Source organism: Streptomyces sp. NPDC058145, assembly GCF_042884245.1.
Taxonomy (GTDB): Bacteria; Actinomycetota; Actinomycetes; order Streptomycetales; family Streptomycetaceae; genus Streptomyces.
Genome location: NZ_JBHVUH010000009.1, coordinates 191143 through 206412, shown reverse-complemented (window position 1 = coordinate 206412; position 15270 = coordinate 191143). Strand labels below are relative to the sequence as shown.

The 15270-nt window shown below is 72.2% G+C and carries 11 protein-coding genes; 3 read left to right on the top strand and 8 right to left on the bottom strand.

Features of this window, described 5'->3' with window-relative positions; all coding sequences use genetic code 11:
- Positions 1 to 3: 3 nt before the first annotated feature.
- The 7 genes from ACFVVO_RS21870 to uvrC all read right to left on the bottom strand — a co-directional run bounded on the left by ACFVVO_RS21870 (position 4) and on the right by uvrC (position 11193).
- The gene (locus ACFVVO_RS21870) at positions 4 to 1215 is read right to left on the bottom strand and encodes a phosphoglycerate kinase (protein ID WP_390057191.1); all 1212 of its coding nucleotides are present in this window, start codon (positions 1213 to 1215) and stop codon (positions 4 to 6) included.
- Between the two features lie 144 nt (positions 1216 to 1359).
- Positions 1360 to 2370, bottom strand: a complete 1011-nt coding sequence (gene gap / locus ACFVVO_RS21865) for a type I glyceraldehyde-3-phosphate dehydrogenase (RefSeq protein ID WP_390057189.1) — start codon at positions 2368 to 2370, stop codon at positions 1360 to 1362.
- A 296-nt stretch (positions 2371 to 2666) separates the two neighbouring features.
- Positions 2667 to 5621 (bottom strand): M14 family zinc carboxypeptidase, encoded by a 2955-nt coding sequence (locus tag ACFVVO_RS21860; protein WP_390057187.1) that lies wholly within the window; start codon positions 5619 to 5621, stop codon positions 2667 to 2669.
- 151 nt (positions 5622 to 5772) lie between these two features.
- Positions 5773 to 6762 carry a DNA-binding protein WhiA gene (gene whiA / locus ACFVVO_RS21855; RefSeq protein WP_390057185.1) on the bottom strand — a complete coding sequence of 330 codons (990 nt, stop codon included), beginning with the start codon at positions 6760 to 6762 and terminating at the stop codon, positions 5773 to 5775.
- A complete protein-coding gene (yvcK, locus tag ACFVVO_RS21850) occupies positions 6753 to 7847 on the bottom strand; it encodes a uridine diphosphate-N-acetylglucosamine-binding protein YvcK (RefSeq protein WP_390057183.1) in 1095 nt (364 codons plus the stop codon). Before yvcK ends, whiA begins: the two co-directional genes overlap by 10 nt.
- Positions 7844 to 8869, bottom strand: a complete 1026-nt coding sequence (gene rapZ / locus ACFVVO_RS21845) for an RNase adapter RapZ (protein WP_390057181.1) — start codon at positions 8867 to 8869, stop codon at positions 7844 to 7846. The genes yvcK and rapZ overlap by 4 nt, the downstream gene beginning before the upstream one ends.
- Entirely contained in the window at positions 8866 to 11193 is a 2328-nt protein-coding gene (gene uvrC, locus ACFVVO_RS21840) for an excinuclease ABC subunit UvrC (RefSeq protein ID WP_390057180.1), read from the bottom strand. The genes rapZ and uvrC overlap by 4 nt, the downstream gene beginning before the upstream one ends.
- A 324-nt stretch (positions 11194 to 11517) precedes the next feature.
- Between uvrC and ACFVVO_RS21835 the strand changes: the two genes are divergently transcribed.
- Positions 11518 to 12465, top strand: a complete 948-nt coding sequence (locus tag ACFVVO_RS21835; RefSeq protein WP_390057178.1) for a hypothetical protein — start codon at positions 11518 to 11520, stop codon at positions 12463 to 12465.
- 21 nt (positions 12466 to 12486) lie between these two features.
- On the opposite strand, the gene ACFVVO_RS21830 is transcribed toward ACFVVO_RS21835, so the two are convergent.
- Positions 12487 to 12912, bottom strand: a complete 426-nt coding sequence (locus ACFVVO_RS21830) for a ubiquinol-cytochrome c reductase iron-sulfur subunit (RefSeq protein WP_390057176.1) — start codon at positions 12910 to 12912, stop codon at positions 12487 to 12489.
- A 269-nt stretch (positions 12913 to 13181) separates the two neighbouring features.
- Here ACFVVO_RS21830 and ACFVVO_RS21825 point away from each other — a divergent pair, with 269 nt between their 5' ends.
- Together ACFVVO_RS21825 and ACFVVO_RS21820 are read left to right on the top strand one after the other, a co-directional pair.
- Positions 13182 to 14306, top strand: a complete 1125-nt coding sequence (locus tag ACFVVO_RS21825) for a LacI family DNA-binding transcriptional regulator (protein WP_390057174.1) — start codon at positions 13182 to 13184, stop codon at positions 14304 to 14306.
- Entirely contained in the window at positions 14303 to 15214 is a 912-nt protein-coding gene (locus tag ACFVVO_RS21820; RefSeq protein WP_390057172.1) for a carbohydrate kinase, read from the top strand. Before ACFVVO_RS21825 ends, ACFVVO_RS21820 begins: the two co-directional genes overlap by 4 nt.
- Positions 15215 to 15270 lie beyond the last annotated feature (56 nt).

The following is a 15270-nucleotide window of genomic DNA, read 5'->3' as shown; positions in this document are numbered from 1 at the left end:
AGTTCAGTCCTCCAGTGCGGCGAGGCCGGGGAGCGTCTTGCCCTCGAGGTATTCGAGGGAGGCGCCGCCACCGGTCGAGATGTGGCCGAATGCGTTCTCGTCGAAGCCGAGCGTACGCACGGCCGCGGCGGAGTCACCGCCACCGACGACGGTGAAGCCGTCGGTTTCCACGAGGGCCTGGGCGACCGCCTTCGTGCCCTCGGCGTAGTCGGGGTGCTCGAAGACGCCCATGGGACCGTTCCAGAAGACGGTCCCGGCGTCGGCGAGCTTCGAGGCGTAGAGCTCTCGGGTCCTCGGGCCGATGTCCAGGCCCTCCTGGTCGGCGGGGATCTTGTCCGCGTCGACCACGGTGTGCTCGGTCGGAGCCTTGGCCTTGAGGTCCGGGAACTCCCGGGAGACCACGACGTCGAGGGGCAGCACCAGCTCGACGCCCTGCTTCTCAGCGCGCTCCATGTACTCGGTCACGGCCGGGACCTGGTCCTCCTGCAGGAGGGAGATGCCGACCTCGTAGCCCTTGGCCTTGAGGAAGGTGTAGGCCATGCCGCCGCCGATGAGGAGGCGGTCGGCCTTGCCGAGCAGTTCGTCGATGACGGCGAGCTTGTCGGAGACCTTGGCACCGCCGAGCGCGACGACGTAGGGGCGCTTGACGTCCTCGGTGAGCTTCTTCAGGACGCCGACCTCGGTGGCGATGAGGTAGCCGGCGTAGTGCGGCAGGCGGGCCGGGAGGTCGTACACGGAGGCGTGCTTGCGGTGCACCGCGCCGAAGCCGTCACCGACGTACATGTCGGCGAGGGCGGCGAGCTGGTCGGCGAACGCGCCGCGCTCGGCGTCGTCCTTGGCCGTCTCACCCGGGTTGAAGCGGAGGTTCTCCAGGACGGCGACCTGGCCGTCGGTGAGGCCGGCGACCGTGTCCTGGGCGGACCGGCCCACGGTGTCGGCCGCGAAGGCCACGGCGGAGCCGAGGAGTTCACCCAGGCGGGAGGCTGCCGGGGCGAGGGAGAAGGCGGGGTCCGGGGCACCCTTGGGGCGTCCCAGGTGCGAGGCGACGACCACCTTGGCGCCCGCGTCCGCGAGGGCCTTCACGGTGGGCAGGACGGCGCGGATGCGGCCGTCGTCGGTGATGGTCCCGTCGGCGAGCGGCACGTTGAGATCGGCGCGGACGAAGACCCGCTTTCCGCTCACGCCGTCGGCGAGAAGTTCGTCGATCGTCTTCATGGGGTGGACTCCTGAGGAGGGCTCTTGATGCCCCTGATCGTATGAGGGCGTGGTCCGTACGCGAGACAGGGCCCGGACAGCGCGACGGTGCGCTGCCCGAGCCCTGCTCTCACTTCAAGGTCCTGCTGCTGTGATCTCGGACGATCAGAGCTGGTCGCCGACGAAGACCGTCAGGTCGACGAGGCGGTTGGAGTAGCCCCACTCGTTGTCGTACCAGCCGAGGATCTTCACCGAGCTGCCGTCCTGAACCATGGTCAGGGAGGAGTCGAAGGTGCAGGAAGCCGGGTCGCCGACGATGTCCGAGGAGACGATCTCGTCCTCGGTGTAGGTCAGATAGCCCTTGAGGTCGCCGTCCTCGGAGGCCTTCTTGAACGCGGCGTTGACCTCGTCCTTGGTGACCTCGCGCTGGAGCTGCACGACGAGGTCGGTGGCGGAGCCGGTGGGAACCGGCACGCGCATGGCGATGCCGTCCAGCTTGCCCTTGAGCTGCGGCAGGACCAGCGCGGTGGCCTTGGCGGCGCCCGTGGTGGTCGGGATGATGTTCTCGGCGGCGGCGCGGGCGCGGCGCAGGTCCTTGTGCGGGAAGTCAAGGATGCGCTGGTCGTTCGTGTACGCGTGCACCGTCGTCATCAGGCCCTTGACGATGCCGAAGTTCTCGTCGAGCACCTTCGCCATCGGCGCCACGCAGTTGGTGGTGCAGGAGGCGTTGGAGATGACGTGGTGGTTCGCCGGGTCGTACTTGTCCTGGTTGACGCCCATCACGATGGTGATGTCCTCGCCCTTGGCCGGAGCCGAGATGAGGACCTTCTTGGCGCCGCCGGCGATGTGCTTGGCGGCGTCTTCCTTCTTGGTGAAGATGCCGGTCGACTCGATGACGACGTCGACTCCCAGCTCGCCCCACGGAATGTCGGCCGGGTTGCGCTCCGACAGCACCTTGACGGTGTGACCGTCGACGGTGATCGTGTCGGCGGTGTGGGAGACCTCCTGCTTGAGGCGGCCCAGGATCGTGTCGTACTTGAGCAGGTGCGCGGTGGTCGCGGTGTCACCCAGGTCGTTGACAGCCACGACCTCGATGTCCGCACCCTGCTCCAGCAGCGCGCGGAAGTAGTTACGCCCGATGCGGCCGAAGCCGTTGATGCCTACGCGGATCGTCACGAACCGATCTCCTCGTTGGTACGCCGGCCATGCGGTGCCGGCGAGCTGTATTTGGGATGTCCCCGACCACCCACGACCCTACCCCTCCGGGGACCCTGAGGTGACATCGAGATGCCGCATACACGGGCAGGCGGTCCGTACCCGTCAGTAGGGTACGGACCCTCCCGGATCGACGTTCGCTTCACTCCCATTTATTACGGAATGCGAGTGCCCGCCGGAGCTTTTTTCACTCGTTCGTGAGCGGGTCGGCTCACCTGATGACCAAGCCTCGCCGCACCGTTGAGAGGGGGCTCCGCTCACCTGTCGAGTGCGGCCAGCGCCTTCCTCACCACGGCTGCCCGGTCGGCGGCGGACGGCACCTGTTCCAGACCGAATCCGAGCAGCACCGTGTCGTCCGTGGTGACCGCTCCGTAGGTCTGGAACAGGGTTCCGCTCCGCGTCCAGTCCTTCAGCACCGCCGGACTGCCCGCGGGCGGTCCTGACACCCTCCAGGCACCGAGGGACGACTCGAATCCCTCCGTGTCCTTCGCCGTACCCCCGACGACGAGGGAGGCGTCGTCGGCGAGGACGCCGTGTCCGCCGCTGCCCGGGTCGGTGACGTAGGCGATGGAGACCTCCACCGTCCGCCCTGCGTATGCGCTGAGGTCGAAGCCGGCCTGCCGCCAGCCGCCGGAGCTGCCGGTGAGGCTGTGCCACGAGCCGGTGGTGCCGGTCGCGACGCAGGTGTTGTCCGCGAGCGTCAGGTAGTGCCCGAGCCACGGGTGCTCGCCGATCAGGAAGCCGGCTCCGCACTCGGCCGGTACGGAGTCCGTGGTGGCCCCGCCCGTCTCCGGCAGCGTCGTCCAGTCGTCCGCGCCCAGGGTGTGCGCCTCGATCACCGCGTGGTCGTAGCCGGGTTCGGTGTCCCACAGCAGGCGGGTGGAGAGGGTGGGCCGCTCCGCGGCGGCGACACCGGTGAGGTCGATGGTGCGGGTGAGGCGCTTGTAGGCGTCGTCGGTGTGCACGGCGGCGGCCATGGCGGAGCCGCTGTACGGACCGTACGGGTTGACGGTGCCGGCGAACCGGCCCGCGCCCTCGCTCCTGAACCGCGGGTACGTGGACGGGGGCAGCTCGTCGGAGGTGACGCCGTAGGTGCCGGCCCTGTCCAGCGGGTTGCCGGGCGCGTCGCCGAGGGCGCCGCTGTAGCCGTCGAGGCCGCCGGAGCCGGTGAAGCCGGTGGCCCCCTTGGTCGAGGTACGGCTGTAGGCGCCGAGGTAGTACTGGCTGAAGTCGTTCGAGAGGGTGCCGTCGCCGAGGTCGACGCTGCCGCCGGCCAGCTCGCCGGCCTCGATCAGTTTCCCGCCCTCGTTCAGGTAGGCGCGCAGCTGGAGCTGGGTGGCGTTGCCCGGGCCGCTCGTGCCCGAGTAGTGCACGACGGTGCGGAAGTGCTTCAGCACGCCGAGGGCGTCCGGGGCGCCCCGGCCGGCCACGTCCCACACGATCGCCCGGTGTCCGGCCGCCCGAAGCGCGTCCACGTACTTCTGCGCCTCGGCGGCGGTCGCGCCCTCCTCGGCGACGACGAGGGTGTCCGCGCGGGGCCGCTCGGCGACGGTGTACGTGAAGTGCGGGCCGGTCACCTTCCCGCCCTTGCCGGCCTCGCCGGTGAACCACACCTCGACCCTGTCGCCCGGCCTGCCGTCGCGCACCGTGGCCCGGTACTCGTCGAAGTAGAGGTTGTCCTCACCGCCGTAGGTCCGGCCGCCCTTCCAGGGCCGCAGCGGCCGCTCGTGCGTACGGCCGTTGTTGACGCGGTACTTGAGCTCCTTGTCGCGGACCGCCCTGCGGACGACGGCCGAGACCTCCTGGCCGGCGCCCCGGGAGTCCGACGTGGTGAACGCGGCCGGGGTGATGTCGGCGGCGTCGAGCCCGACCGAGGAGACCGGCCGGTCCGGGTGGGCGGCGGTCTCGGCGACGGAGAGCGCGAAGGGGACGTTCTTGACGAACTCCTGCTGGATCAGCTTCTCGTCGTCGGGGAAGTTGAACACCGACTGGCAGTCCTGGGGCCTCCAGGCGTCGTCCGGATCGACGTCCGAGGCGGTCTGGCAGGTCGACATCTCGGGGGTGAACATCGAGACGCCGTTGACGTTCGAGGCATGGCCGTCCGCCTCGCCGTTGGTGGTGTACAGCTCCGAGGAGAGCTGCGAGCGGTAGCCGGGGACCGCCGGTTTGGCGGGGGTGCCGGCGAGCGCCCGGTAGAGGACGTCGTCGGGGGTGGGCGTGGCCACCTGCCAGCCGACGCCGTACAGCAGGAGTTCGGCCGCGGAGTGGTAGTTGACGGCGTACTTGAACCCGACCCGCTTCTCGAGGGCGTCGAGGGCTCTGGTCTCGGGCTCGGACCCGGGGCTCGCGCCGCGGTAGGTCTGGCTGGTGGGGTTGGGGGACGAACCCTCGTCGTCGTAGCCCCACTTGTAGGCGAAGTTGCGGTTGAGGTCGACGCCGTCGCCGGTGCTGATCGCCCCGTCGCCGTTGACGTCGCGGAGGTTCTTGCGCCACAGGCGGTTGCCGGGGCTCTTGAAGGTGTAGTCGTAGCCGTCGGGGTTGGCCGAGAGGACGAACCACAGCTCGGTCGAGTCGACGATCTTCCTGATCCGCCGGTCGGTCCGGTAGTTGTCCAGGTAGTAGTGCATCAGGCGGCGGGTCGTCTCCGGCGTGATCCACTCGCGCGCGTGCTGGTTGGACATGTACAGCACGGAGGGCTTCGAGCCGTCCTTCGACTTCCTGGCGTCCCTGGTCAGTCTGAGCGCGAGGATGTCCTGGCCGCCGACGGTCCTTCCGATGGACTCGACCTTGGTGAGGCCGGGGTTGGCCCGCGCCGTCCGCAGGATCTCCTCCTTCAGGCCGCCGTCGCCGCTGTACGGGCGGAACACACCCTGGGCGGCGCCCTCCAGGCGGGCCTCGGTCCGGGCCGACAGGGTGTGCTCGGTGAGCCGGACGCCCTGTTGCTCGAGCCTCCTCGCCTGCCGCTCGGTCAGGTAGACCTCGACGGCGGTCCGGCCGCCGGCGGTCACCTGTTCGGACAGCTCCCGGCCGTCCTGGCCGGCCGCGAGGAGCAGGGGTAACTGCTGGCGGGTGACCTGGGCGCGGAAGACCTTCACCTCGTCGGGGTGGGACGGGGCGGAACTCGCTCCCTGCGCCTGGGCGATGGGTGTGAGGCTCGCGGCTCCGGCGAGAAGCGCGCCGACAGCGAGGATCGATCTCGCTCTGTGTCTCATGAACCCCCCTAGGGCCTGACCGCCACAGCGGCGACCAGGCTGCCAGGTTCATGTCACTCCTTGATCGAGTCAAGGGCGCCTCATGGACACGCAAACGCCGGTGCCGGCACCCCAAGCGGGTGCCGGCACCGGCGAGTCGGCGCGGAGCGGGTCAGCCCACCAGGTTGTCCGCCAGCTCCTCCGAGAGGTTGGACTCGGTGCTCGGGATGCCCAGGTCGGAGGCGCGCTTGTCGGCCATCGCCAGCAGCCGACGGATCCGGCCCGCGACCGCGTCCTTGGTGAGCGGCGGGTCGGCGAGCGCGCCCAGCTCCTCCAGCGAGGCCTGCTTGTGCTCCATGCGCAGGCGTCCGGCGGCGGCGAGATGCTCGGGCACCTCCTCACCGAGGATCTCCAGGGCCCGCTGGACCCGGGCGCCGGCGGCCACGGCGGCGCGGGCCGAGCGGCGCAGGTTGGCGTCGTCGAAGTTGGCGAGCCGGTTGGCGGTGGCCCGCACCTCGCGCCGCATCCGGCGCTCCTCCCAGGCCAGCACCGACTCGTGCGCGCCGAGCCGGGTCAGCAGGGCGCCGATCGCGTCACCGTCACGGACGACCACCCGGTCCACCCCGCGCACCTCGCGGGCCTTGGCCGCGATGGACAGCCGGCGGGCCGCACCGACCAGGGCGAGCGCGGCCTCCGGTCCGGGGCAGGTCACCTCCAGGGAGGAGGAGCGGCCCGGCTCGGTCAGCGAGCCGTGCGCCAGGAACGCCCCGCGCCAGGCCGCCTCCGCGTCGCAGGTGGCCCCCGAGACCACCTGCGGGGGCAGGCCTCGGATCGGACGGCCGCGGCCGTCGACGAGGCCGGTCTGGCGGGCCAGCTGGTCGCCGCCCGCCACCACCCGCACGACGTAACGCGAGCCGCGGCGCAGGCCGCCGGGTGCCATCACGATCAGTTCCGAGCTGTGGCCGAAGATCTCCAGGATGTCCCGCTTGAGCCGGCGTGCGGCCATCGCGGTGTCCAGCTCCGCCTCGATCACGATGCGCCCGCTCACCAGGTGAAGGCCGCCGGCGAACCGCAGAATGGCGGAGACCTCCGCCTTCCTGCAGCAGGTCCGGGTGACGGGGAGCCGGGAGATCTCGTCCTTCACCGCTGCCGTCATCGCCATGGGCCGATCCTTCCATGCATCCGAAAAATACGGTCGTACGCGGCGGCCAACAGCTCCGGGTCGTGCCTGGGGCTTCCGTCGGTCCGGGCCACCGGCGCCAGCTCGACCGCGGCTCCGAGCCGCTTGGCGGCCTCGGTGAGCGAGTCGCGGTCGGGCACGGCGGCCTCGTCGGCCAGCACCACGTCCAGGGCGAGTTTAGGGGCGTGTCGCCCCAAAACCTCCAAATGACGCTGCGGGGAGAAGCCCTCGGTTTCTCCGGGTTGCGGGGCGAGGTTCAGCGACAGTACACGGCGCGCCTTGGTCGCGGTGAGGGCGTCCAGCAGCTCGGGGACGAGCAGATGCGGGATGACCGAGGAGAACCAGGAGCCGGGGCCGAGCACCACCCAGTCCGCGTCCAGGACGGCGGCGACGGCCTCCGGGACGGCGGGCGGGTCGTGCGGCACGAGGTGCACCGACTGCACCTCGCCCGGGGTGAGGGCCACCGTCGCCTGGCCGCGGACGGTGTCCACGTCCTCGGGGCGCTCGGGGTCGTGCCCCTTGACCAGGGCCTGCAGCTCCAGCGGCACGGCGGACATGGGCAGCACCCGCCCGTGCGCGCCGAGCAGCTTGCCGACCAGGTCCAGAGCCTGGACGTGGTCGCCGAGCTGCTCCCACAGGGCCACGATCAGCAGGTTGCCGACCGCGTGGTCGTGCAGGTCGCCCTGGGACTGGAAGCGGTACTGGATGACCCGGGCCCAGGTCTGGCCCCAGTCGTCGTCCCCGCACAGCGCGGCCAGCGCCTTGCGCAGGTCGCCGGGCGGCAGCACGCCCAGCTCGTCGCGCAGGCGCCCGCTGGAGCCGCCGTCGTCGGCCACCGTGACGACGGCGGTGAGGTCACCGGTGATCCGGCGCAGCGCGGCGAGCGAGGCGGACAGGCCCATGCCGCCGCCGAGCGCGACGACCTTGGGCTGGGCGCCGCGCCTGCGGGGCCGGCCGCCGCGTGCCTCGGCCGGGCGGACCGCCCCGCCGTCGGCCGTCGCGCGGCCCGAGCGGCTGTCCGGCACCATCCGGCGCAGCCGGCTCAGCCGCCGTGTACGTTCCGTCATTCCCGTCCCATGTCCCGGTGTACGACCACCGTCTCCACGCCCTCGGCCACGAGGCGCGCGGCGAGCTTCTCCGACATCGCCACCGAGCGGTGCTTGCCCCCGGTACAGCCGATGGCGATGGTCACGTACCGCTTGCCCTCGCGCCGGTACCCGGCCGCGATGAGACGCAGCAGCTCGGCGTACCGGTCGAGGAACTCCTTGGCGCCGGGCTGGTTGAAGACGTACGCGGCGACCTCGTCGTTGAGGCCGGTGTACGGGCGCAGCTCCGGGACCCAGTGCGGGTTGGGCAGGAAGCGCATGTCCGCGACCAGGTCGGCGTCGACCGGGAGGCCGTACTTGAAGCCGAAGGACATGACGGTGGCCCGCAGCTCGGGCTCCTCCTCGCCGGCGAACTGGGCGTCCATCTTGGCGCGCAGCTCGTGCACGTTGAGGCTGGAGGTGTCGATCACCAGGTCGGCGTCGCCGCGCAGCTCGCGCAGCAGCTCACGCTCGGCGGCGATGCCGTCGACGATCCGGCCGTCGCCCTGCAGGGGGTGCGGGCGGCGCACCGACTCGAAGCGGCGCACCAGGGCGTCGTCGGAGGACTCCAGGAAGACGATCCGCCGGGTGACGTGCTTGGCCTCCAGGTCCGCGAGGGACTCGCGGAGGTTGTCGAAGAAGCGGCGGCCGCGCACGTCGACGACGACCGCGATCCGCGCCACGTTGCCCTGGGAGCGGGCGCCCAGCTCGACCATGGTCGGGATGAGGGCGGGCGGCAGGTTGTCGACGACGAACCAGCCGAGATCCTCCAGACACTTCGCCGCCGTCGACCGGCCCGCTCCGGACATGCCGGAGATGATCACCAGCTCGGGGATGGCCGCCTCGGCGGGGCCGGCCGGTGTGACGTCCGTACTCACCTGTGCTCCGTTGTCCTGAACCGGCTCCTGCGGGTGTGCTCCGGCCGTCTGCCGCGGCTGGTTCGCGCCCGTTTCCCCGTGCGCCTGTTCTCGCTGTGCCGTGGGCTGTGCGTCGTGCTCGGTCATGTCTCCTGCCCCCGTCGTTCGTCCGGGAGGCCCGCGCTCACGGGCTCTCCCGCGGAACCCGCCGTCGTTTCGGGTTCCTCGTCCTCAATGATCTCTCCGGTCGCCGTGTTGACGGCGGGTCCGGCCGGGACCGCCCCGGCGAGGGCCGCGGCGATGGTCTCGGCCGTCTTCCGGCCTATCCCGGGCACTTCCTGGATCTGCTCGATTGTGGCGGACCGCAGCCTCTTCACCGAGCCGAAATGCTTGATGAGCGCCTGTTTGCGGGTGTCGCCGAGGCCGGGCACGTCGTCCAGGGGGCCGGCGCGGAAACGCTTGGCGCGTTTGGCGCGCTGGTAGGTGATCGCGAAACGGTGGGCCTCGTCGCGGACGCGCTGGAGCAGGTAGAGGCCCTCGCTGGTGCGGGGCAGGACCACCGGGTCGCCCTCGCCGGGCACCCAGACCTCCTCCAGGCGCTTGGCGAGGCCGCACACGGCGATGTCGTCGATGCCCAGTTCGTCCAGCGCCCGGCGGGCCGCGGCGACCTGCGGCTGCCCGCCGTCGACGACCACGAGCTGGGGCGGGTAGGCGAACTTCCTGGGGCGGCCCTCGTCGTCCTTGAGGGCGCCGTCGATCACTTCCGTGCCGGTGAGCGGGGCCGCCGTGCCGTCGGCGGGTACGGTCCCGCCGTCGGTGGACGTGGCCCCTTCGGCGGTGAGCGCGGTCCCGCCCTCGACGGGTGCGGCGCCTTCGCCGGTGAACGCGGTCCCGCCCTCGACGGGTGCGGCGCCTTCGCCGGTGAACGCGGTCCCGCCGCCTTCACCGGTGAGCGCGGTCCCGCCATCGGCGGGTGCGGTCCTGCCGTCTCTGAGCGCGACCCCCTCGCCGGTGCGCACGGCCTCGCCGTCGGTGTTCGCCTCCTCGCCGTCGGCCCACTCCCCCGTCCGCTCCTTCTCGGCGAGGTAGCGCCGGAAGCGGCGGCTGATCACCTCGTGCATGGAGCGGACGTCGTCCTGCCCGGCGAAGCCCTTGATCTGGAAGCGGCGGTACTCGCTCTTGCGCTGCAGCCCGTCCTCGAAGACGACCATGGAGGCGACCACGTCGTCGCCCTGGAGATGCGAGATGTCGTAGCACTCGATCCGCAGCGGCGCGCTGTCCAGGTCCAGGGCCTCGGCGATCTCCTCCAGCGCGCGCGAGCGGGTGGTCAGGTCGGAGGCGCGCTTGGTCTTGTGCAGGGCGAGCGACTGCAGGGCGTTGCGCTGCACGGTCTCCATGAGCGCCCTCTTGTCGCCGCGCTGCGGCACACGCAGCGAGACGTTCGCCCCGCGGCGGCCGGCCAGCCACTCCTGGACCGGCTCGACCGGCTCCGGCAGGGCCGGGACCAGGACCTCCTTGGGGACGGCGTCCCCGCTCTCCTCGCCGTAAAGCTGCTGCAGGGCGTGCTCGACGAGGGCGCCGGTGGTGACCTCCTCGACCTTGTCCGTCACCCAGCCGCGCTGGCCGCGCACCCGGCCGCCGCGCACGTGGAAGATCTGCACCGCCGCCTCCAGCTCGTCCTCGGCGACGGCGATGAGGTCCGCGTCGGTCGCGTCGGCGAGCACGACCGCGTTCTTCTCCATCGCCTTCTTCAGGGCCCCGATGTCGTCGCGCAGGCGGGCGGCCCGCTCGTACTCCATCTCCTCCGCGGCCTCCGTCATCCGGCTCTCCAGACGGCGGAGGTAGGTGCCGGTGCGGCCGGCCATGAAGTCGCTGAACTCCTCGGCCAGCTCCCGGTGGTCCTCGGGGGTGATCCGGCCGACACAGGGGGCGGAGCACTTCCCGATGTAGCCGAGCAGGCAGGGCCGACCCGTGCGGGCGGCGTTCTTGAAGACACCGGCCGAGCAGGTGCGCACCGGGAAGACGCGCAGCAGCAGGTCGACGGTGTCCCGGATGGCCCACGCGTGCCCGTACGGGCCGAAGTACCTGACGCCCTTCTTCTTGTGACCGCGCATCACCTGTACGCGCGGGAACTCCTCGTTCATCGTCACCGCGAGGTACGGGTAGCTCTTGTCGTCGCGGTACTTGACGTTGAACCGGGGGTCGTACTCCTTGATCCAGGAGTACTCCAGCTGCAGCGCCTCGACCTCCGTGGACACCACGGTCCACTCCACGGACGCGGCGGTGGTCACCATCGTCCGGGTGCGGGGGTGCAGGCCCGCCAGGTCCTGGAAGTAGTTCGCCAGACGCTGGCGCAGGCTCTTCGCCTTTCCGACGTAGATCACCCGGCGGTGCTCGTCACGGAACCTGTACACCCCGGGAGAGTCCGGGATCTCACCCGGCCTGGGGCGGTAGCTGGAGGGGTCGGCCATGCTTCACACCCTACTGGCGAGCACCGACACCGCGTCGGGCCTGTGGACGGCGCACCCGGGGCGGGCGCTCCCCGGGGAGGCGAGGTCGGCCGGAAATCGCGCGTGCGGGGGCCGTGACCCGGCCAGAGCGGACCGCGACCGGTCCGCGGTGTTGTCGGGGCATGGTCAACACGCTTCAATGCGTGGGAACTCGGGGCCGTGCCCACCGGGCACGGACGCGACGTGCGCGGAGACGGGCGTGCCCGGGCGCCCACGGGGGTGGACCCGCGCCCGCGCCAGCGGTCTGACCAGCCGTCGTGACACCTCACAGAAAGGCCTCTGCCCATGCGGCACGCCACAGAGCACGCGGACGTCCCCATCGCCGAACTCGATACGGCCCTGCGGGGCGGCCCCTTCCATGTGGCGCTGCGCGCCGCGATCGCCGCCCGCGGACTGCCGCTCCAGCGCGTGCAGCACCATCTCTCCCGCCACGGGGTCCGGGTCGGCATCACGAGTCTCAGCTACTGGCAGCAGGGGGCCCGGCGCCCGCAACGCCCCGAGTCGCTGCGCGCCGTACGGGCTCTGGAGGAGATCCTGCGACTGCCGGACGAGTCGTTGATCCGGCTCCTCACCGAGCCCGGCGAGCCCGGGCCGGCCGGCCGCCGCCCGGCCCGCTCCTACCGCTCCCTGGCCGCGGCCTGTGACGCAGGGAACCGGCTCCGGTCCGATCTGGGCTGGTCCCTGGACGGGGGGCTGCACACCCTGGGCCATCACGAGCGCGTCCGGATCGGCGCCCGGCGCGAGCTCGCCGGCCTGGAGTCCCACCACATCGTGCGGGCCCATCGCGACGGCGTCGACCGTTTCGTCGCCGTCCACCACGGCGACCCCGGCTGCAGTCCGGGCGCGATGACGGTGCGTGCCCTGGAGAACTGCCGCACCGGCCGGGTCCGCTGGGACCAGGACACCGGCGTGCTGGTGGCGGAGCTGCTGTTCGGCACCCGGCTGCGCTCCGGCGACACGTTCCTCTTCCGCTACGGCGTCGACGACGGCACCGCGGGGGTCTCTGGCGAGTACGTCCACCGGTTCGGTTTCCCGGGCGGCCAGTACGCGCTCCAGGTGAGCTTCGACGGGGCGGCGCTGCCGGCCCGCTGCCACCGCTTCACCCAGCACACCCCGGCCGCCCCGCGTGGTGGCCGGCAGGAGCTGCGGATCAGCGCGCCGCACCACGGCGTCCATGTGGTCGAGCCCCGGATCCGGCCGGGACTGGTGGGCATCGCGTGGGAGTGGGAGTGAACCCGCTGGGAATGAACCCGCTCAGGCGCCGGGCCCGGCGATGATCCTCCCCTTCGAGGCACGGACCGGGAGTTCGCCGAGCGGCTCGGTGGCCGGGGCCTGCAGCACCTTGCCGGTCACCGCGTCGAACTCGCTGCCGTGGCAGGGGCAGATCAGGGTGGTGCCCTGGAGCTTGTTGATGACGCAGCCGGCGTGGGTGCAGACCGTGCTGTAGGCCTTGAGCGCGCCGCCCGCGTCCCGGCTGACCACCACGTTCCGGTCCCGGTAGAGCTTGGCGCCGCCCTTGGCGACCTCGCTCTCGGCGCCGAGGTCGACCGGCGTGGTCGGGGTCGCGTCGGCCGAGTCGTCGCCCGGGGCCGAGCAGGCGGCGAGTCCCAGCCCGGCGACCGGGGCCACGGCGGCTCCGCGGAGGACGGTACGACGGCTCGCTGACGGTCGGGCGGGCATCAGGATCTCCACTGGTCAGGGGGCATGCAGCCCGACGATACCCGGGGACGGCCGGGGGCCGGGGGCCGGGTCCGGGGCGGCGGCGGACGGGAGGGGAGCCCTGTGGACGGAGGGCGACAGTGGGGCGGGCTGCCAACGCGTAAACGTTTGCGCAAGCGTTTACGCGAGCGGTGCGGATGGGATACCTTCCCGCCGAAGGGTCACCCGCCCGTGGCCCCGGCAGCTCGGACGACTCCGAGGGCTCCGACGGCTGGAGAAGGGATGACGCGATGCCCACCATGGCGGACGTGGCCCGCAGCGCCGGAGTCTCCGTGGCGACCGTCTCCCACGTGCTCAACGGCACGCGTCCGGTGCTGCCCCACACCCGCCAGGCCGTACTGGACGCCGTCGACGCCCTCGCTTACACGCCCAACACCCTGGCCCGCTCCCTGGTGACGTCCCGTACCCGCTCCATCGGTCTCGCGGTGTCGGCGATCAGCAACCCGTACTTCACGGAGATCCTCCAGGGGGTCGAGGCAGCCGCCCTGGAGGCGGGTTACAGCCTCCTCATCGCCGATCCGCACGACGACCCCGCGCACGAGCGCAAGGTCGTCCAACTCCTCCACGAACGCCGGGTGGACGGCGTGATCGTCGCCCCGTCCGCCCACCCGCACGACCTCGTGGCCTACCTCGGGCGTCACGCCGTGCCGGCCGTGTTCCTCGACCGGGTGCTCCCGGCCGGCGACCATGCCGCCGGCGGCCCGGCCCCCGACCGGGCCCCCTTCGATCAGGTGTGCGCCGAGAACACCGGCCCGACGGCGGACCTCGTCGGCCATCTCACGGGGCTGGGCCACCGCCGGATCGGCCTGGTCGCCGGCCTGCCCGGCCTCAGCACCACCGAGGAACGGGTGGCCGGGTACCGGCAGGCCCTCGCCACCGCCGGACTGGCCTTCGACGAGGATCTCGTGGTGTCCGGTCACTCGGAGTCGGCAGGCGCCGAGCGGGCCACGGCCGCGCTGCTCTCCCTGCCCGCTCCGCCCACCGCCCTCGTCACGGCCAACAACGCCATGACCATCGGCGCCCTGCGCACCCTGCGCGAGCGGCGTCTGGCCGTACCGGACGACATCGCCCTGTGCTGCTTCGACGACTTCGCCTGGGCCGACCTGTTCTCGCCCCGGCTCACCGCCATCGCCCAGCCCGGCAGGGAGATCGGCGCCCGGGCCGTCCGCGTGCTCCTTGAACGGCTGGCCGCGCCCGGCCGGCCCACCAGGACCGTCCGGCTGCCCTGCGCCTTCGTCCACCGCACCTCCTGCGGGTGCCCGGAGCGGCGGGACGGGGCCGCGGGCCGCCCGCCGGCCGGGACCGGCGGGACCACCGAACCATCCGCGCCTCTGGAGAAGGGAACCGCCTCGTGATCGTCGTCGCCGGAGAGGCACTGATCGACCTGGTACCGCGCGGCCCGGGCGCCCTGGCCGACCTGAAGCCGGCGCTGGGCGGCGGCCCGTACAACACCGCCGTGGCCCTCGGCCGTCTCGGCTCCCCGACCGCCTTCTGCTCCCGTACCTCCCACGACGCCTTCGGGGAGGCCCTGCTCGACGGGCTGCGGCGGGCCGGGGTGGAGGTGTCGGACGTCCAGCGCGGCCCCGAGCCGACCACCCTGGCCGTCGCCACCGTCGACGCCGGTGGCTCGGCCGCCTACTCCTTCTACGTGGACGGCACCGCCGACCGCCTCTTCACCGCCCCCGCCGCTCTTCCCGCGGGCACGCGCGCGGTGTCCTTCGGCACCTGCTCGCTCGCCCTGGAGCCCGGGGCGAGCGCCTACGAGAAGCTGATGCGCGAAGCGGCCGCACAGGGCCTGTTCACCGCCCTCGACCCAAATATCCGCACCGGGCTGATCCCGGACGCGGACGCCTACCGGACTCGCTTCCGCGGCTGGCTGGCCTCGGTGACCCTGCTGAAGCTGTCCGCGGAGGACGCCGAGTGGCTCGGCGGCACTCCGCGGGAGTGGCTGGCCGCGGGGCCTTCGGCGGTCGTGGTCACCCGGGGCGGCGAGGGCCTCACCGTGCACACCCGGGACGGCGCGGAGTACTCCGTACCGGGCGAGAAGGTCGAGGTCGTGGACACCATCGGCGCCGGTGACACCGTGAACGCGGCCCTGCTGCACGGACTGGCCGCCCAGGACGCGCTGTCGCCCCGTGGGCTCGCGGCCCTGGGGCCGGACGGCTGGCGGCGGCTGCTGCGGTTCGCGGCGCGCGCGGCGGCGATCACCTGCTCCCGGGCGGGGGCGGAGCCGCCGTTCGCGGCCGAACTGGGCGAGCTGTAACCCCCTCAGTACACAGGCGGCGCCCCACGGGGAGTTCCCGCGGGGCGCCGCCTGCT

Excerpts from the sequence above, each read along its gene's own strand:
- ACFVVO_RS21870 (WP_390057191.1), bottom strand. The coding sequence starts at position 1,215 with ATGAAGACGATCGACGAACTTCTCGCCGACGGCGTGAGCGGAAAGCGG.
- yvcK (WP_390057183.1), bottom strand. The coding sequence starts at position 7,847 with ATGACGGAACGTACACGGCGGCTGAGCCGGCTGCGCCGGATGGTGCCG.
- ACFVVO_RS21860 (WP_390057187.1), bottom strand. The coding sequence starts at position 5,621 with ATGAGACACAGAGCGAGATCGATCCTCGCTGTCGGCGCGCTTCTCGCC.
- whiA (WP_390057185.1), bottom strand. The coding sequence starts at position 6,762 with ATGGCGATGACGGCAGCGGTGAAGGACGAGATCTCCCGGCTCCCCGTC.
- ACFVVO_RS21830 (WP_390057176.1), bottom strand. The coding sequence starts at position 12,912 with ATGCCCGCCCGACCGTCAGCGAGCCGTCGTACCGTCCTCCGCGGAGCC.
- rapZ (WP_390057181.1), bottom strand. The coding sequence starts at position 8,869 with ATGACCGAGCACGACGCACAGCCCACGGCACAGCGAGAACAGGCGCAC.
- uvrC (WP_390057180.1), bottom strand. The coding sequence starts at position 11,193 with ATGGCCGACCCCTCCAGCTACCGCCCCAGGCCGGGTGAGATCCCGGAC.
- ACFVVO_RS21825 (WP_390057174.1), top strand. The coding sequence starts at position 13,182 with ATGCCCACCATGGCGGACGTGGCCCGCAGCGCCGGAGTCTCCGTGGCG.
- ACFVVO_RS21835 (WP_390057178.1), top strand. The coding sequence starts at position 11,518 with ATGCGGCACGCCACAGAGCACGCGGACGTCCCCATCGCCGAACTCGAT.